The 16,964-nt window shown below is 61.7% G+C and carries 21 protein-coding genes; 4 read left to right on the top strand and 17 right to left on the bottom strand.

Translation table 11 applies throughout. The annotated features are described in order from the left end of the window. Positions 1 to 35 precede the first annotated feature (35 nt). Positions 36 to 1,220 carry an ABC transporter substrate-binding protein gene (locus ACIQ17_RS03770; RefSeq protein WP_398465536.1) on the top strand — a complete coding sequence of 395 codons (1,185 nt, stop codon included), beginning with the start codon at positions 36 to 38 and terminating at the stop codon, positions 1,218 to 1,220. Between the two features lie 28 nt (positions 1,221 to 1,248). Here the strand turns inward: ACIQ17_RS03770 and ACIQ17_RS03765 are convergent, their stop codons facing one another. The 7 genes from ACIQ17_RS03765 to ACIQ17_RS03735 all read right to left on the bottom strand — a co-directional run bounded on the left by ACIQ17_RS03765 (position 1,249) and on the right by ACIQ17_RS03735 (position 6,648). Then, entirely contained in the window at positions 1,249 to 1,728 is a 480-nt protein-coding gene (locus ACIQ17_RS03765; RefSeq protein ID WP_398465534.1) for a TspO/MBR family protein, read from the bottom strand. A 175-nt stretch (positions 1,729 to 1,903) separates the two neighbouring features. Further along, positions 1,904 to 2,248, bottom strand: a complete 345-nt coding sequence (locus ACIQ17_RS03760) for a hypothetical protein (protein ID WP_398465532.1) — start codon at positions 2,246 to 2,248, stop codon at positions 1,904 to 1,906. A 57-nt stretch (positions 2,249 to 2,305) separates the two neighbouring features. Continuing rightward, positions 2,306 to 2,479 (bottom strand): hypothetical protein, encoded by a 174-nt coding sequence (locus tag ACIQ17_RS03755; RefSeq protein WP_398465530.1) that lies wholly within the window; start codon positions 2,477 to 2,479, stop codon positions 2,306 to 2,308. Positions 2,480 to 2,852: 373 nt separating this feature from the next. Next, on the bottom strand, positions 2,853 to 3,206 hold the full coding sequence (locus tag ACIQ17_RS03750) for a PRC-barrel domain-containing protein (RefSeq protein ID WP_398465528.1): 354 nt from the start codon (positions 3,204 to 3,206) through the stop codon (positions 2,853 to 2,855). A gap of 13 nt (positions 3,207 to 3,219) precedes the next feature. Further along, positions 3,220 to 3,396 (bottom strand): hypothetical protein, encoded by a 177-nt coding sequence (locus ACIQ17_RS03745; RefSeq protein ID WP_398465525.1) that lies wholly within the window; start codon positions 3,394 to 3,396, stop codon positions 3,220 to 3,222. A gap of 80 nt (positions 3,397 to 3,476) precedes the next feature. Beyond that, complete coding sequence (locus ACIQ17_RS03740) at positions 3,477 to 3,833, bottom strand: hypothetical protein (protein ID WP_398465523.1); 357 nt, start codon at positions 3,831 to 3,833, stop codon at positions 3,477 to 3,479. A gap of 316 nt (positions 3,834 to 4,149) precedes the next feature. Continuing rightward, positions 4,150 to 6,648 (bottom strand): PAS domain S-box protein, encoded by a 2,499-nt coding sequence (locus ACIQ17_RS03735; RefSeq protein WP_398465521.1) that lies wholly within the window; start codon positions 6,646 to 6,648, stop codon positions 4,150 to 4,152. 400 nt (positions 6,649 to 7,048) lie between these two features. On the opposite strand from ACIQ17_RS03735, the gene ACIQ17_RS03730 reads away from it, so the two are divergent. Both ACIQ17_RS03730 and ACIQ17_RS03725 read left to right on the top strand, forming a co-directional pair. Then, positions 7,049 to 7,573 (top strand): MarR family winged helix-turn-helix transcriptional regulator, encoded by a 525-nt coding sequence (locus ACIQ17_RS03730; RefSeq protein WP_398465519.1) that lies wholly within the window; start codon positions 7,049 to 7,051, stop codon positions 7,571 to 7,573. Between the two features lie 95 nt (positions 7,574 to 7,668). After that, complete coding sequence (locus ACIQ17_RS03725) at positions 7,669 to 7,881, top strand: DUF2934 domain-containing protein (RefSeq protein WP_398465517.1); 213 nt, start codon at positions 7,669 to 7,671, stop codon at positions 7,879 to 7,881. A gap of 24 nt (positions 7,882 to 7,905) precedes the next feature. Here ACIQ17_RS03725 and ACIQ17_RS03720 read toward each other — a convergent pair whose 3' ends face one another. The 7 genes from ACIQ17_RS03720 to ACIQ17_RS03690 are packed head-to-tail and all read right to left on the bottom strand — an operon-like array spanning position 7,906 to position 11,947. Further along, positions 7,906 to 8,415, bottom strand: a complete 510-nt coding sequence (locus ACIQ17_RS03720; RefSeq protein ID WP_398465515.1) for a 2'-5' RNA ligase family protein — start codon at positions 8,413 to 8,415, stop codon at positions 7,906 to 7,908. Positions 8,416 to 8,417: 2 nt separating this feature from the next. Further along, positions 8,418 to 9,527, bottom strand: coding sequence for a DNA polymerase IV (gene dinB / locus ACIQ17_RS03715; RefSeq protein WP_398465513.1), 1,110 nt, complete (start codon positions 9,525 to 9,527; stop codon positions 8,418 to 8,420). After that, positions 9,506 to 9,775 carry a hypothetical protein gene (locus ACIQ17_RS03710; protein WP_398465511.1) on the bottom strand — a complete coding sequence of 90 codons (270 nt, stop codon included), beginning with the start codon at positions 9,773 to 9,775 and terminating at the stop codon, positions 9,506 to 9,508. Before ACIQ17_RS03710 ends, dinB begins: the two co-directional genes overlap by 22 nt. Beyond that, the gene (locus ACIQ17_RS03705; protein WP_398465509.1) at positions 9,765 to 10,487 is read right to left on the bottom strand and encodes an SOS response-associated peptidase; all 723 of its coding nucleotides are present in this window, start codon (positions 10,485 to 10,487) and stop codon (positions 9,765 to 9,767) included. The genes ACIQ17_RS03710 and ACIQ17_RS03705 overlap by 11 nt, the downstream gene beginning before the upstream one ends. A gap of 5 nt (positions 10,488 to 10,492) precedes the next feature. Then, positions 10,493 to 11,029: a hypothetical protein gene (locus ACIQ17_RS03700; RefSeq protein WP_398465507.1), complete on the bottom strand. Its 537-nt coding sequence runs from the start codon at positions 11,027 to 11,029 to the stop codon at positions 10,493 to 10,495. A 51-nt stretch (positions 11,030 to 11,080) separates the two neighbouring features. Further along, the gene (locus ACIQ17_RS03695; RefSeq protein WP_398465505.1) at positions 11,081 to 11,521 is read right to left on the bottom strand and encodes a hypothetical protein; all 441 of its coding nucleotides are present in this window, start codon (positions 11,519 to 11,521) and stop codon (positions 11,081 to 11,083) included. A 45-nt stretch (positions 11,522 to 11,566) separates the two neighbouring features. Beyond that, positions 11,567 to 11,947: a hypothetical protein gene (locus ACIQ17_RS03690; protein ID WP_398465503.1), complete on the bottom strand. Its 381-nt coding sequence runs from the start codon at positions 11,945 to 11,947 to the stop codon at positions 11,567 to 11,569. Between the two features lie 161 nt (positions 11,948 to 12,108). Between ACIQ17_RS03690 and ACIQ17_RS03685 the strand changes: the two genes are divergently transcribed. Further along, positions 12,109 to 12,501 (top strand): helix-turn-helix domain-containing protein, encoded by a 393-nt coding sequence (locus ACIQ17_RS03685; RefSeq protein WP_398465501.1) that lies wholly within the window; start codon positions 12,109 to 12,111, stop codon positions 12,499 to 12,501. 11 nt (positions 12,502 to 12,512) lie between these two features. Here the strand turns inward: ACIQ17_RS03685 and ACIQ17_RS03680 are convergent, their stop codons facing one another. The 3 genes from ACIQ17_RS03680 to ACIQ17_RS03670 form a co-directional block, all read right to left on the bottom strand. Further along, positions 12,513 to 14,294 carry an ATP-dependent helicase gene (locus tag ACIQ17_RS03680; RefSeq protein WP_398465499.1) on the bottom strand — a complete coding sequence of 594 codons (1,782 nt, stop codon included), beginning with the start codon at positions 14,292 to 14,294 and terminating at the stop codon, positions 12,513 to 12,515. Next, entirely contained in the window at positions 14,284 to 16,062 is a 1,779-nt protein-coding gene (locus tag ACIQ17_RS03675) for an ATP-dependent nuclease (RefSeq protein WP_398465497.1), read from the bottom strand. Before ACIQ17_RS03675 ends, ACIQ17_RS03680 begins: the two co-directional genes overlap by 11 nt. A 57-nt stretch (positions 16,063 to 16,119) precedes the next feature. Continuing rightward, on the bottom strand, positions 16,120 to 16,964 hold an 845-nt coding region (locus ACIQ17_RS03670; protein WP_398465495.1), incomplete at its 5' end, for a hypothetical protein.

Genomic DNA, 16,964 nt, shown 5'->3' with positions numbered 1-16,964 from the left:
CAGGAGTTATGATTTTGCGCTTAACCAAGCTTGGAATGGCCTTCGCTGCGCTGCTTGCATGCGGCACAGCACACGCGCAGGTGTCGGATGATGCGGTCAAGATCGGCGTTCTGACCGATCACTCCGGCAGCTTCGCCTATCTGGTCGGCAAGTATTCGGTCGAGGCCGCGCAGATGGCGGTGGACGACTTCGGCGGCAAGGTACTCGGCAAGCCGATCACCGTCGTCACCGCGGACCATCAGAACAAGGCGGACATCGCCTCGGCTCTATCCCGCAAATGGTTCGACAACGAGGGCGTCGATGCCATCACGGATGTCGCAGGTTCCGCGGTCGCACTTGCTGCGCAGGAAATTGCTCGCCCGCGCGGCAAGGTGCTACTCGTCTCGGGCGCCGCGACGACCGAACTAACGGGAAAGGCATGTTCTGCGACGACGTCTCAGTGGAGCTACGACACGTACGCGTTTGCCAAGGGCACCGCGACGCAGGTGACCAAGCAGGGCGGGAACTCGTGGTTCTTCCTGACGAGCGACTATGCCTTCGGCCACTCGCTGCAACGAGAAGCGGGCCGCTTCGCCGAAGCCAATGGCGGCAAGGTGCTCGGCAATGTCCGCTTCCCGTTCAATTCCCCGGACTTTTCGTCGTTCCTGCTTCAGGCGCAGGCCTCGAATGCCAAGGTCATCGGGCTTGCAATGTCGGGCGGCGATCTCCTGAGCGCGATCAAGCAAGCGCGCGAATTCGGCATCGTCCAGGCTGGCCAAAGCCTGGCGAGCCTCGTTGTCTACATCAACGACATCGAAGGCGTTGGACTGGACGTCGCGCAGGGACTGACTCTGACGACCTCGTTCTATTGGGATAAGGACGAGGAAACCCGCGCCTGGGCAAAACGGTACATGGCTCGGTCCGGCGGGTTCATCCCTAACCTGATCACGGCAGGCACCTATGCGTCGGTCCTCCACTATCTAAAGGCCGTCGAGGCCGCAGGTACCGATGAAGGCAAGGCGGTCGCCGCGAAGATGAAGGAGCTGCCGGTCAATGACTTCTACAACAAGAACGTGAAACTGCGCGCCGATGGCCGAGTCATGCACAAGACCTATCTCATGCGTGTGAAAGGCCCGCAGCAATCGAAGTATCGCGGTGATTTCTATGAACAGCTCGCCGAGATGTCCGGTGAGGAGTCCTTTAGGCCAATGGCCGAAGGCGGGTGCCCGACGGTCCAGTGATGCCGACCCGTGCCAAGGGGAGAGTGACCTAGTTCAAGGTCCAGATCCGGAAGTTGAGCGCGGCCGCGAACGAGATCCAGATCAGGTACGGCACCAGCAAGACGCCCGGCAACCAAGCGACCTCGAACGCCATCGCGATTGTGAACGTGAGGACCACGACGAGCAGCGAGATGATGACCAGTCCGCCCGTGAGGTCGTGCCGGCCGAAGAAGACCGGCGACCACACGGCGTTGAGAGTGAGCTGCGCGGCGAAGCCGATGAGCGCGGCCGTCCGCGCCGGCGACGGCGGAGCGATCCACAGGAGCCACGCCGCCACTGCCATCAGGAGATATAGGATTGGCCATACGATCGGGAAAGCGGCTCGTGGAGGCGTCCAGGACGGCTTTGCAAGGCTCGCGTACCACGTCGGAATCTCCGGCGTGGTCACTCGGGCGCCCAGCGCCGCCGCAGCGAAGCAGATCGTGAGGCTGATGACCAAAGCCACCAGCGAACCGGTGCTGAGATTCATGCGGACACCTGCATTTAATTCCGCCGATGCCGCGAAGTCAGATATTCCCGCGCGGTGGCGTAGGTGACCTTGTCGGCTCGGACAAGCGATGCACTCGGATATCCAACCAGCCCACGGAGGAAGTCTCGGCTAGAGATGGTCTTCAGCGCGGGGGTGAGCGACGGGCAGAGATCGCTCATGGCTTCAGCCGCAACGGCAGTTGGAGCTCGGGACGGACGTGGCGATGGACGAAGTCTTCGAGCCACGCTGGCACGTCTTCGTAGGCGAGATCGCTGCGTTCCTGAATCTCTCGCGCGATGTCGGCGGTGACGTCCTTCGACCAGTTCTCGGTCGTGTTGAACGCGACTACGCACAACGGGTCCGAGTATTCCCCCCGCATGAGATCGGCGATGATCGTCTCGAGATCGGTGCCGTTGATGTCGGCTTCGCGCCAGACGCACCCGCCGGGACCGGTGCAGTCGACGACGAGGTAAACGGTGTCATGAACGCCGGCAGGCACTACCGAGGGGGACCAACTCATACTCGACTCCGCGTCTAGACGGCGGATTCAAGGCGTGTACCGGCGATTGGTTCCGGTTCACTGGCCCGTTCCGTCGTCCATTTCGATTTCCTTTGCTCGTTGCTCATATTCGCTTGCTGCCGCCCGCAGGCGATCCTGAGTGAGGCCATCCTGCGTGCCGTCCGCAAGGCGTCGGGCCCTTTCGGCCAGTTGCCGGAGCCTGGCCGGATCGGTTTCCGGCTCACGGGCCACCGGCGACGCTCCCGGCCACGGCCATTGCGAGCGCCTCGAGATCGATGACGCCGTTCACTCGGTAACCCTGTTTGTCGTCGATCGAAAAGTTGGAGGGGGTGTGGCTGCCTGTCGTTCGAGTTCGACCTTGATGGCTTCGGTGATCGTTTCTTCGAGCATAAGCGTTTCCTTCTGGACGCGGCAAACTATGCGCGTTTGCACTATCCGACGTCGTCGAACGAGAGCACGCGCCGGGAACGGGTTAGATTGCCACGCGTACCGATGCGTTGCTGTCGCGATGAGAAACCGGCAAAACCACCGCGTCCATCATCCCCGTTGCGGCCGGTTGGCACCCGGCACGTGCATTCGGCAATGTCCCGGTGTGCGAAAGGTTTCAGGTGAGATTCTTGTAGTAGTCGTTGAGCGCCGACGTGCGACCGGCATCCTCCCAACTCCAGTCGGCCTCGTTGCTGTAGCGTGGGGCCGCATCGAGTTGATCCTTGGTCACGCTGCTGACATAGCCGCCCAGGCGCTCGTCGTAGACCAGGCTCTTCCACGGCAACGGATAGCGATCGCTGCCGATGCCGAGGATGCCGCCGAAGCTCAGGACGGCGTAGGAGACCTGACCGCTGGTCTTCTCGATCATGACACGCTCGATCGAGCCAACGCGTTCGCCGTCCGCTCCGTACACGGTGGTGCCTGCGACCTTGTCGCTGCCGATCAGCGCGACGGTTTCCCGCTCTTCCATGGTCTGATTCTCCTTACCGGTCTTTTGCCGCACGCTTGTCGGCTTCGGCACCAGGCGACGCCTCGTCGTCCTTGCCGGCTTCGGGCGAAATGGTCGCGGCACGGCCCGCCAGGGCACCTGTCGCCTCTTGTTGCGGTTCAGTTCCGCGCTGGTGCGCGGGCTTTTCGACTGTGCGTTCTTCGATGCTCATGCCGTCCTCCGATGTTGTGCCCGGCCAACTCACGGGAACGGGAGGAGTTCATTCGCGACATGGGCACGGGGAACGTCGCGTCAGCGATCGTTGGCATTCTGTCGGTCGGCGACGTCGTCGAGGACCGTCATCGGATCGCCCTTCGAGCGCGCCTCGTCGATGTGGGCGATCAGAAGCCGCTGCAGCCCGATTTCGTCGATCGGCCTCAGTCGCGCCAGATCGATCCAGCCCTGGAAGTAGCGGTCGACGAATCCTGCCTCGGCACCTGGTCGCTCGACCCACGCCGGCCCGGCAAGATGGGCGGGGGAGGCCTCCCAGAAGTAGATCTTCGCTCCCTCCCACTTGGAGAAGGCGATGATCGGGCGGCCGTCCCGGGGCGCTCCGGCCATGCCTGACAATGCGTAGCCGTACTCCAGCAGGATGTCGTGGACCTTCATGGGGATCGTCCAGCTGCTTGCACGTGGTGCCTAGAAAGGACGGCCAGCTCTGCGAGGATCGCTGAGGCCCGCGGCGAGACGCTTGAAATCATCTCTGCTGCCGCTCCGGATTAACCGGGCAAGTTCGTCCGGCGCGAAGGGAAGGTCTTCGTCCCTGGAACGGATGCGGGATCGTCTGTGCTCGCGAATGAGGCGCCACCATTTCAGCATTGGATCTCCGAACTTGTCTTCGGCATGTGCAACGGCTTGGAACGGGGTGGCGTTCCTCGCACGGCCCGTAATCCGTTTGGAACGGCGGCAATTCGGCTGGCCGGGATCAGACGCGCAGGATTTCGCGGATCTTGGTAGCTAACGCGTCGACCGCAAATGGCTTTGTCATCATATCCATGCCTGGATCGAGAAACCCCGAGCGAACGGCCGCGCTTCGAGCGTAGCCGGTCACGAAAAGGATCTTCAGGTCAGGCCTGGATTGCCGCGCGATCTCTGCCAATTGGCGTCCATTGAGCCCAGGCAATCCGACGTCGGTGACAAGAAGGTCGATACGCCGTTGAGATTCCAGGATCGGGATCGCCGTCGCCGCATCCACCGCTTCGATCGATCTGTAGCCTAGTTCGTTCAAGACTTCGGTCACGATCAGGCGGACCGAAGCATCGTCCTCGACGACCATCACCGTCTCGCCGGCGCCACGGGGCGTCTCGGCCTTGCTGACGACTTCCGGTTCGGTTGAGCCCTTGAAGCGTGGCAGGAAAAGCTTGACCGTCGTGCCTTGGCTAGGCTCGCTGTAGATCCGGATGTGACCGCCGGATTGGCGCGCGAAGCCGTAAATCATAGAGAGACCGAGACCGGTGCCCTGACCGACCGGCTTCGTAGTGAAAAACGGCTCGAAGACCTTTTCCAAGGTTGTCGCCGACATGCCCGATCCGGTGTCCGTCACGCTCATGGTGACGTACTGCCCGGGCTCAAGTTCGGGGTATTCACGCGTATAGCGTTCGTCCAACTCGATGTTGTCGGTCTCGACGATCAGCTTGCCGCCATTGGGCATCGCGTCGCGAGCATTGATGCAGAGATTGAGCAGAGCACTCTCGAGCTGATTGACGTCGGTGTAGGCGTTACGAAGGTCTTCCGCGAGATTGACTTCGAGCGTGATCTGTTCGCCGAGCGTGCGATGAAGCAGATCCTCCATGCTGACGACCATTGCGTTCACGTCGGTCGCCCGCAGATCGAGCGATTGCCTCCTTCCGAATGCCAGTAGCCGGGATGTGAGCCCAGCAGCCCGTTCCGCAGAGATGGTGGCGGCCTCGAGATATTTATCGACGCGGTCCATCTTTCCCGCCGCGATATTCCGCCGGATCAGATCGAGGCCTCCGATGACGCCGGTCAGCATGTTGTTGAAGTCGTGCGCGATGCCGCCTGTGAGTTGGCCGACCGCTTCCATTTTCTGGCTCTGGCGCAGCGCGTCCTGCGCCGCCTGCAGATCCGCGTCGCGTGCTTTGGCCTCGCTGAGATCGCGTCCGACGGCGACGAAGTTGGCGCCATCGGACTCAGGAGCCACAGTCCATTCGATGTGTTTCCAGGTTCCGTCCTGCGCAGCGATGCGATTTTCGAATCTGGTTGGCTGGCGCGTGGCTGCCATCCGCTGGATCGCCTCGATCGTCGGAGGCGCATCCTCGGGATGCATGAACGTCTCATACCCGCGCGTAAGAAGCTCCGTCCGGCTCCAACCCAACACGCGTGTCCAAGCCGGGCTCACTGCGGACATCATGCCGGCATAGTCGGCGCGGGCGAGAAGATCCTGCGAGAGGTCCCAGAGACGGTCTCGTTCTGCACGCGCACGCTCGACGGCGATTTTGACGCGCTCTCCGACCTCTTGGACGAGCGTTTCCTCCGCGCTGGTCCATACCCGGGGAGCCGCGCTCTGCACGGCCAGGAGACCCACCCACTGCGCTTCCTCGAACATCACGACGTCGATGAAGGCGCCGACCTCCCGAGAGCTCAATCCTTCGCGGGCTCCATCGCTTAGCCGCCCGTCCGAGGTCACGTCCCGGACCACGACCGGCGTTCCGATCTTGTATGCGGCCAGAAGGTCGGGACCGAACGCTTCCAGTGAATGTTCGCCGACGATGGATGGGACACCGCAGGTAAAATCGCGCTCGACGGTCATCCTGCCGTCGACGATCTCCGCATAGAACACGCGGCTCGCTCCCAACCATTCGCCGATGCGGTCGGCAGTCAGGCGGATGACATCCGCCGGCGTCGTCAGCGGTCGCAGTGCGTCCGACAGTGACAGCAGGAAGGCGGTCCGTCGGTCAGCGGCCACGCGCTCGGTGGTTTCAGCGAGAATGCAGATGACCCCGGCGGGCTCGCCGTCATCGTCCAGCACCGGCGAATAGTCGAGGTCCATCCACACTTGTTCCGGAGCGCCATTGCGATGCAGCGTGAGCTCTTGATCGCGGTAGTGGAGCGTCTTGCCGGCAAGGCCGACCCTCATGACGTTGTCATTGAAGTCGGCGACTTCGGGCCATCCTTCGCGGACGTTGGACCCGAGCAACTCCGGATGGCGTCCTCCCGCGAATCCGGAATAGGCGTCGTTGTAGAGCATGACGCCTTCGTCGCCCCACAGCATCACGATCGGTACATGCGATCTAAGGAGAAGGGCGATGGCATTCCGCAGGCACGGTGGCCAACCTTCCATCGGACCCAGGGGAGTTGCAGCCCAGTTTTTCTCGGCAATCAGGTCGGCGCAGCAGCCGCCACCCCGAAGAAAGGCGGGTCGGGCGTCGCTGCGGCCGACGTTTGGCTCCAATACGGTGGACATCTATCTGGCGTATCTCTGACAGCCGACGAGCTGCAAAGCGCGCCCTTAATCGGTCCGCAACCGTAGACGAACTTGCGGTGGCTTGAAACGCGCAAAATGGCGCTCAGTACGGCTGGAACCGATCTCGGGGTCGCGCGTCTCGCTGCTCGACAGGACAGCAAACGGTATCCATGTCGATTTGAATGCTCGCGCGTTGCGGCACTCGCTCTTATTGGTCATTGCCGGCGTCCGCGCGTTGGATTGACACATGTTCCGGGCACGCGCATTGCAACTTCCGCGGTCGCACCGTTGTTGCGTCAGAGCGGCCCTGCAGCGGCCACCGGTGCCGACGGTGAGCCGTCACGAAGTATGAGATCGAGTGGACGGAAGAGACATGCCGAGGACACGCCGGCGCCAAGTGGTGCCGAATATCGACGCGATCGAAACGGAAGACAGATCTTCGGAGCGCATCACGGTCGATGCGAGCTCGTTGTCGGGGGAAGACGGTAACGGATCGAGCGAGCTTGTCAGGGATCTGCTTGCGGTTTCACAACTTGTCGCGAAAGCTCGATCCCACGTCGCGCGAGATGCGGGCGTGACGGCGTTCCAATTGGGCGCCGTGATGGCAATCTCCGAAATGCGATCGGTCGCCGTGGGCGCCCTGGCGGCGGCGTTATCGGTTTCCAGCCAGTTCATTAGCTCGGAGATCGCGAAGCTCGAGGCTGCCGGAATCGTTCAGAGGCGTCCCAAGGAAAATGACACGCGCGGAAGCATGATCGGGCTCACTCGGCGGGGCAGGGAGCTCGTACGAAAGAGCGGGCCGGCGCGCAAAGCTGCGGACGAGTCCATTCTGCAGGGGGCGACCGCGGAGCAGATGTCGTCTTTCCGCAAGGTCATGAGCATCATGCGGAAGAATTGCCAACGATCGTCGGATCGGTCCGCGTGAGGAATCGCTCGATGGGTCATCCAAGTTTCATTTTCGCGGTAGGTTTTTGTTAATCAGGCCGATCCATCGTTGGCGCGTCGCAGTAGCAGTTGTCGATGTTGTACATGGAAGAAGCTATCCGAGTTCGCGCCTATCACATGTGGAATGACGCCGGCCGACCGGACGGTAGCTCCGAGGCGTTTTGGCTGAACGCTCAACGCGCACTGATCGCCGAGTCGCTGGGGCAGATCGCCAGCGTGAAACCCGCTACTCCGAAGAAACCATCTCGCGCGAAGGCGGCTTCGACCCGCAAGCGTAAAGTCGCCTGAGGCCGCCATCGTCAGGCGCGTGTCCTACCGGTGCTCGAAGGGCAGGCGGCGAGCCAGCTTCCAGGGGCCACCGAGATATTCCCAGATAAGCAGTCCAAGCACTTCGCCGTCCCGTGTCGTGAATTTGTCATCGAGCGTCCGGAACAGATCGCGGGCCTCCTCGGGCGACACCTTGTTCTGGACCGTAACGTGGGGTGACCAATGTCGTGCGTCCTGACGTGAAAACCCGTCGCCCATGCCATCCTTCAACTCTTCGCGCAATCGCTCGAGTTCGCTCGAGGTGGCGCGTATCGCGCTGCCGAAGCCAAGGAAGGTGACGCCGGTGAACGCGATCTTCATCGGACCCGACGGAGGCGGGATCGCCAGTAGGCGCTCGATGTGCAGCGGCGACAAGCGATGAAACATCGTGAGATGAGCGGACAGGAAGTTCCGCTCCGCTGGAAAGTGCGCTCGTCGCAGGCCATCCAGCCAGGCGAAGTTTTCGGCGTCCAGTTCGGCGGTGAGGATGAAAATGGGGCCGGTGCTATCGGTCATCGCTATATCGGCAATCCGAGTTGTTCGGCTTCGTCATCGGTCCGCTGTAGCGACGAAAGCGAAACGCCGAGCAGGCGGACAGCCTTCGGCAGCGGCATGACGCTCTTCAGCAATTGAATCGCTGCCCGGTTTAGATCGTCGCGGGTGCCGACCGGGACATCGGTAGAACGGCTCCGCGACATGATCTCGAAATCGAAGAACTTGATTTTCAGCGTCACCGTCCTGCCTCGGTTGCCGGTCGTCTCGCAGTGCCGCCAGACCTTGTCGACGAGCGGCGTCAAGGCGGTCGCCATGGCTTCGAAGTCGTTAAGGTCCTCGAAGAACGTGTTCTCCGCACCGACCGATTTGCGGATGCGGTTCGCGCGGACGGGGCGCTCGTCGATGCCGCGCGAGATCCAGTAGTAGTATGTGCCGGACTTGCCGAAGTTTGCTTCGAGGAAAGACGGCGTCTGATTGCGGATGTCGAGGCCGGTCCGGATGCCGAGCGCATTGAACTTGGCGGCGGTCGCCGGGCCGATGCCATGGAATTTGCCGACGGGCAGCGTCTCGACGAATGCCGGTCCCGTCTCCGGAGATATCACATACTGTCCGTTCGGCTTTCGATGGTCGGACGCGAGCTTGGCCAAGAACTTGTTGTAGCTGATGCCGGCCGAGGCGTTCAGCCCAGTCTCCGTCTTGATCTTCGCTCGGATCGCCAAGGCGATGTCGCGGGCGAGCGGAATTGACTGCAGGTTCTCCGTGACGTCGAGATAGGCCTCGTCGAGCGAAAGCGGCTCGATGATCGGTGTGTGCTCGGCGAAGATCTCGCGGATCTGCTGGCTGATCGCCTTATAGACTTCGAAGCGGGGCTTCACGAAGATCAAATCCGGGCACTGACGCTTGGCGGTCACGGACGGCATGGCGGACCTGACACCGAACCTGCGGGCTTCATAGCTCGCGGCCGCCACGACACCCCGTTCCCGGGAGCCGCCGACCGCGACGGGCTTGTCCCGCAGTTCCGGATTGTCGCGTTGTTCAACCGACGCGTAGAAGGCATCCATGTCGATATGGATGACTTTGCGTTGCGGCGCGGTGGTCTGCTCGTCGTCGTTCAACGGGACATCGGCTTCCATTTGCCGTCCCGGATGGCCAGCATCATCTGCGCGACCGGCGTCAGAGTCCGGTCGGTCGGACCTTCGGCGGTCGCCTCGACGGCACGCCAGTCGATCATGACGGCGCCGTCCGGCGACACGTCGTACAGCCCGACTCCTGCAGGCGCAGCGGTTATCTTTTCCGTGCGCGCCGGTCGCTGCGTGATGTCCTGCGCCGCAACGGCGGTCGGCATGATCAAGGCGAGCAGGGCAATCCACTTAATTCGCATCGCTCCCATCCTTCTTCTGTCCCCGCGCCACGATCTGGAGTGACCCATCGGGAAGCTTGCGTTGCAGATCCTTGGCTTCGTCCCAGGGGGCTCGCATCCAGACGTCGACTTCCTCGGGTTTGGTGAGGATGACGGGCATCGCTTTGGGATGAACGGCATGCACCTCGGCATTAGCGTCCGTCGTCAGGAATGCGAATATGTCGTTGGTCGTCTCGCCTTCCTTGATGATCCGGACCGATGTCCAATTCGTCCAGAGGCCGGCGAAGCAGACGAGAGGGCGGCTCTCGTCGAGCGCGAACCAGATGTCGCCCCCGGCATCCTTGTTGAACTCGCTGAAGGACGAGATCGGCACGATGCAGCGGTGCTCGACGCCGAACCAGCGCTTCCAGTGTTTGCTCGTCGTGTTCCGGATGTTGGTCGTGCCCTTGTCGGGCTCCAGCCGCAGCAGCTCCTTGAAATCGTACTGCTTTCCCTTCGCCGCCAGCTTCTCGGCACGCGTGGTCGCCTTCTTGAAGATCGCCTGCGATGACGATGGCATGCCCCAGCGCAGCATCGCGAGCTCGCGTCCGTCATCGGCATTCCGGACGATCGGTGCCATCTTGTCGGGGAATATGCCTGGTAGAGGCGGCAAGTTGCCGGCGCTATCCTTCGTGACCGCGAAGAGTTGCCGGATCGCCGCTTGGTTCTTCGTCATGGAATAGAGATTGCACATGGCACTTAGCTTTCCAGGACCTCTCCGTCCTCATGGGATCCGAGCCAGACTTTCTGGATGGAGCCAGGCCGTTTCAGCTTGTATTTCTCGAGCTCCACATCAGGAGTTACCTGCGAAACGAAATGCGCGAAAATCCGGTGATTGCCGTCCAGGAAGCTCAGGCCGGAATCGATCGCCATCGTCACCGGAGGACTGAAGAACCTCCCCGTCAAACCGAGATGCTTCAGTGCCTGCTGAAATCGCTCGGAACTGTTGTCACCTTCGAAGCCGTTCTTGTTGCCGATGACCAGCGCATCAAACATTTTGAGAACGATATCCTGAGTGTTCGTCGATAGCTTGTCGAAGCTGCAATCGGCGTCTTCGAGCTTCCAGCTGACCTTCTTCCACCATTCGAGAGGGTTCGTGATGAGCAGGGCCCAGCGATGCGATCCCAGAGAGGCCGGAGGAGGCCATCCCATATCGGGTTGGTTCGCGAATTTCAGTAGCCATCCCTCGATGACGTCGTCCGGCCAGGCCGGGAGGTCGGCTTTGATGTCGCTCAAGGTCACCATCGGTGGAAATCCAATCAATCGATCCATCCGGCACCGGGCCAGCTAAGGGCCATTTCGTCTCTGTTGCGCGAGCTGAAGCAGCGTGGCTCCGGCGCGTCGCCCTACCTTCGCACATTTCCTGCACCGCAGCCGACTGGCGAGATCATGCACGAAGGTGGTCGGTGGATGGGGAAGGGCGGCGAAATCGACCTCGCTCGGCGCTCTGCAGCGGGAGCACTCGATCTGCAGCCAGGGAAAGCCGCCGTTCACGGCCTGGTCGATCGTGGGGGACGGATCGATCGGCTCGCCGTCCGCCCACATCCGTTCGTTCCAGCTCTCGCAAGAGAGTTTGTCAGCCTTCCGGATCAGAGCCTCACCCTTGGCCCGGAATTCCTCGGCCTGCTGGGCGAAAACGGTCGTCATCGCGCGGGCCTTGCCGAGCTCCTTCTGGAGAGCCCTCCGATCCCCTCCGGAGAGGGGCGTGGGGTGGTACTTGGGCGCCATCAGGGTCGCTGTGCGGGCAATACGGGGATCGGCTACGGCCGAAGCTCAAGGCGTCTCGAAGTTCGGCCAGCAGCCGTCGTCGTCTCGGCTACCGGTCCTCTGCGGGCAGCCGTCGCCCAGGAGGCGCATTCCGACGTCTTTCCATACGGCATGCGGTCCGGCGAGCCGAATGGCGTCAGCGGTCTGAATCTCGACGACACGGTCGCATCGTCGGCAGGATACCCGCAGCACGTGGCGGGGGATCTCCGACAGCCGGCGCTGCTGAAGGGGGACGCCGCCGGACGGGCGCGCGCCCGCACTGGGGTCGCTCAGCACGGCATCCCAGTATTCGGGCGGCATGTCGGCGCTTTCCGCGCCGGTCATACCCGAGGCCAGCTTCCGGACGGCCTCCGCCTCCATCCGCTCCATTTGTTTCGGTGTTGGCATGCGCCAGCTCGCAGGATGATCCTTCATAGCCGAATTAGAACATAAGAAGAACAAAAGTCGAGTCGGAACTTGCCGAAGCCGGTGTCACCATATGAATTGAAACATTCCAGGGCGGCACCGGCAAACAGCACTCGACGAACAGGAACTGAAGGAAAAGTCGAATGAGCCACGAAAGCCATAGCCGCCGTCAGACGGTTTTGGGCACTGTCGGATCCGGAAACGTTTTTGCGGGTCTGGGATTGCCCGACCCGGAGCTTCGCCTCCTCAAGTCTCAGCTCGTTGCGAAGATCGACGAAGTCATTGAAAAGCGCGGTCTCACCCAGGTACAGGCCGGCCTGCTCATGGGATTGCCTCAGCAGAAGGTCTCCGAACTGCGGAGAGGCCGTACGGAAGACTATTGCATCGACCGGCTCTACAAGCTGCTGAACAATTTGGGCGTAAGCATCTCGGTGGTTATGGAAGAGCGCCCGGATTGGACGACGGGCGAGGTCTCGGTCGTCGAAGCCGCGCCCGTCGAGGCGGACCGTGAGCCGACGATGTCTTATGGCATGTGACGTTAGCTCGGCTAACCCGCATTCACCCGCTGGATGAGTTCCGTGATCCAGGGCGATTGGTGGTATTCCTGATAGACGAGACAAAGCTCCTTCCGCGGCCGCGTGACGCCGACGTAGAAAGACCGACGCGCATCCCTGAGCGAGGTATCGTTTCGCCGGTCTCGGTCGTTCGGCAGATCGCTGGCATTCACGCCATACAGGATAACGGCGTCAAACTCGCGGCCCTTAGCGCTGTGCATGGTGGTGAGCGTCACGCGTCCGGTGCCCTCGATCCGTCCGGCGAAATGACGGAGCGGTAGATCCAGTCCCTCCGCCGGATCGGTGTTTGCGATCATCTCCGCGCACTTGTCCCAATCCTGTTCCGGATTGCGTGCCATCGCCCGCCATGGGTCGAGAAGCTCATCCGAGAAGCGCGTCAACCATTCATGCGTGCTTTCCGTCGTGTCGATTGATCCGCTAAGGAACGCCATGAACTCGGTCGAGAATTGCTGCTCCAAAGGCTCTGCGATGCGCCGCCCGAAAACGAGCGAGATCGCCTGAGAAAGCAGCCGTCCATATGTCGGGTCGCCATCGCGCCAACCGCCAGTGACCCATCGGGCGCATCCCTCGATCAGCCTGGAGAGCCGCGAGTTGCGGCGGACGAGCGCCTTCGGGTCCGTCCGGACGAAGGGGATGTTCGCGTCCCTCAACGCCGCAGCGACCCTGTCACCTTGCCATTGGTTTCGATAGAGGACGGCGATTTCATCCGGCTCGAAGTTTTTGGCGATGAGTCCGGGAACGATCGAGGTCGCGATCACCTGCGCCTGATAGTCGAGACCGTAGGGCAGTTCGAAGAACGTCAGGTCGCCGTCCGGAGCGCCGGCGACACCCGAGTAGTCGCGATCTTCGCCCAGCGCGCCGAGAGACGCACGGATGATCCTGGCACCTGAGCGATAGTTGAACCGCAGCCTGATCGTGCGGACGTCCGGCCGGGCAGCCAGCTCTTCCAGCAGATCTCCGCTGGCGCCGGCGAAGCCGTAGATGGTCTGATCGACGTCGCCGACGGCGAAGAGCCGGATGCCGACGTCGAAGCACAGCAGATGCACCAGCTCGTGCAGCGCATGCCCGAGATCCTGATACTCATCGACGAATAGTATCGGATACCGGGCACGGATGGCCTCCCTGATCCAACCGTGCTCCTTAAGCATGCGGAATGCCAGAAGCGGCATGTCTTCGTAGTCGATCAGACCCTGCCGACGGAGTTCCGCCTCGTAGGCCTCGATGAACCGGGCGAGTTCGATGTTCGTGCCGTACCACTCGGGCCGCGAGCGATCGACGTCCCGCTTCCGCTTTTCGGCGGCGTACTTCCAGCGTTCGTGTGGATCTTCGAAGATGTTGATCGCGGCGGCGTGGGCAGCGACGATGGCAGCCCTGATTTCGTCCGAGGTCGCCAGACGGAAGTCGGATGGAAGACCACCCGGCACGCAACGCGAGTAGGGCATCAGCACCTGGCTCAATGCGAAGCCATGGACGGTACCGATGAAGGTGCGGTCGCCAGGCGCGATTCCGAAAGCCTGCAAGCGCCCCTCCAGTTCGGCGGCGCATTCGTTGCTGTAGGTGATGCAGGCCAAGCCGCGCGGATCCAGGACGTCGTCGCGTAGCGCTCGAGCCATGGCGGAGGTGAGCGTCTTGGTCTTCCCGCTTCCGGGGCCCGCCAGCACGACGCAGTGCCCCGTCTCGTTTATCGCCGCCGTCTGTTCCGGATTGCCTTGGTGGTCCTGGACGGCGCGCTGCCAGGCCCTCTCACTGAACAAGGTCCACCACGAACTTGATCGCGCTCGCGATGTAGACCGGCGGTGCGAGACCGGCAGCGTTCTTGGCGAGCTTCGCGCTGAGGCGGCCTTTCCCGACGTCTGCGATCATGGCGAGCAGCTGTTGGGCATCGACTGGCGTGTTGTTCCTCCAGCTTTCCAGGCGTTTGGTTCGAGTGGATCCGAAGCCTTGCGCGTCGAGTACGTCGAGCAGGGGATCCCGCAGGGCCGGCGTGTTTGCGACAGAGACTTCGAACGTGTGGTCGTTGAGGAATACGCCCAACCCGGCGAACCACCCGGTGAAGGTGGCAAAGTCGGCATTCCCCCACGACTGCCAGCTTTCAGCGGTCGGTTGTGCCATTCCCTTCGACACGACGTAGTCCCGATAGATGTCCAACGTTCGCTTGCGCCCTAATGCGGATCCATCGGGCTGGGGATCCCAGTCCGTGATCACCGAGAAGGGAAGGGAGAGTGCGGTCGCCAGTTTCACGTAAGGGCGGAAATTCACCCCGGCAACATTGCACACCGTGATGCCGAGATCGTCCAGGTCGTGGCCGAGCGATTTGGCGAAGACGGGCAGCAACGCCTCTTCCGCGTCGCCCTCGACGAAGATGACGCCCCTCGCGAAGAGAAGCTCGGCGCGCGTCGCGTCGAGATAGCTCTCGAGATCGTCCAGTTCGTCCTGAGAGACTGGAAGATTCGCGAGCGAGAGCGCCTGGGTTGACGTCTTGTCGGTCTTCAGCACGATTATTGAACGCAGCGGCGCTACGGCGGCGAGCGTCGGCGAATGGCTGGTGACGATCAGCGCCTGCGCCGGATCGCCGTTGCCGAAGAGCTTCTTGAACACGGAGCGCTGCAGCTGCGGGTGCAGATGCGCCTCGGGCTCTTCAATGCAGAGGAGGGAGAAGTTGCGTTCGTTCTTCCGCCGCCGCCAGGCGAATTCCGCCAGTTTCAACGCGATGAGGGCGACGTTCGCGGAGCCTAGGCTGGCTTCCGAAATGCCGCGCTTGCCGCCGTCGATGTACATCGCGATGGCCCTGAAGAGGCGGAGCGGGTCGGACGGAGCGAACCGCAACCGCGCGTCGATGTCGTTGGCCTTGCCGGCAAGGTTGAGGATGTCCGTCCTGATCGCTTCCTCGAGCGTGCGGATCGGCGTGAAGGACTCCAGCGTGGTCGTCGCTGCGGCAAGCTCTGCGGACACTTTGGAGATATCCGACGGATCGATCGCAGCGACGGCCTCTTCCAGAAGATGGCGGAGCGGTGAACTGCGCCATGATCCCAGTTGGCCCTCGGCGTCCCTCAACGCATCCAGGACGTCGATTGCTATCCGGCGCCGGACCTTGCTCGGTACGCTGCGGGTTTCGTCGCCGCCGCCGTAGACCAGGAATTCACAATCGGAGCTGGATTGGACGGTGCCCGCCACGTCCGCCTTCTTCCGGAAGACATAGGTCAGCCGCGCCACCAATGGATCGTGGGGCGTCCGGAAATCGGTGAGTAGCGCGATCAGCGCCGGATCCGAACTGAAGTCCGCGATATCCAGCGAGACTTCTATGGGCTGGTCGTAGCTGGGGGGACCGGCGTCGAAGAAGTCCGACAGTCGAAGCTGCCGCGCGGAATCCGGCAGCATGGGATCGAGTATCAGCTGGATGGCGAAGAGCAGGTTACTTTTGCCGATGGCATTCTCGCCGAGCAGCACCACGTCGCCGGCGAGCGGGATGTCGACCGCGTTGAAGTTGCGGAAATTGCGGACGGTCAGTCTGCTCAGGCGCATCTTATCTTCCTTGTCGTTGCCGCTGCTTTATGACCGGTCATCCGCGTCGCCGGATCATCAGACAGGTGACCAAGACGGATCGTTGAAATGCCTTCTGATGATTTCCGTGAGAGCGTCTTCATAGTGCTTTTCTTCGGCGATCATCTCGATCAATCTGCGTGCCTCCTCCAATCGTCCCGCGCTGTAAAGAGCCAAACCGCCAAGCGCGATGAATCTGCATTCGTTCGGTTGGCGCACGGTACCTGCGAAAAGGCCTGAACTGAAAGTGACCAGTCTTCGCCAAATGCCTGTGTGAGCCATTTCCAAGGGCGCAAACACCGATTTGACTCCGTGAGGTTTCCAAAGGTCATCGATGTGGTGGATGTCGTTGGCCAGGGTGTGAGCCAACATTCTGCTCGCTGTGAATTCCGGAAGAGGTTGCTGGCTGATATCGGGGCATGAGCCTCCCAGCAGATTGCACAGCGAATGGTGATGCTTCACGAAGTTGATCTCGACGCAGCGGTCTAGAGTGATGTCCTCGTCTAGCATGAACTCCGAATTGAACCTGCGATTACGATACCATTTTCCGTTTCTCAAACGGATAGGGCCATCGTCGGTCTTAGGATCATAAGGTATCAGGAAGGTGAATGACGGAGAGTGCTTGGTAAAGAGAAGCCTGAACGCCGGAGGTCTATAGGAATCGATCGCCTCCACCCAATAAATGTTTCTGCCGCCTTCGATCTCGTCCCACGGAAACTCGAAGGCGGTGGTGCCGTACAACGAGCCGTCCGCCCACGTATTCGCTGACAGCCATGTAACGCTGATGCGCGACGTGTTTGCAACGCTTTTGTCGTAGACGAGGCGAGACCTTATCCGAGCATCTTCCACGATCCTTTGTGCCGATGCGAGGTGGGCGACATGGC

Source organism: Tardiphaga sp. (assembly GCF_044340795.1).
Classification (GTDB): domain Bacteria; phylum Pseudomonadota; class Alphaproteobacteria; order Rhizobiales; family Xanthobacteraceae; genus Tardiphaga.
This window is presented reverse-complemented; position numbering and strand designations above follow the sequence as displayed.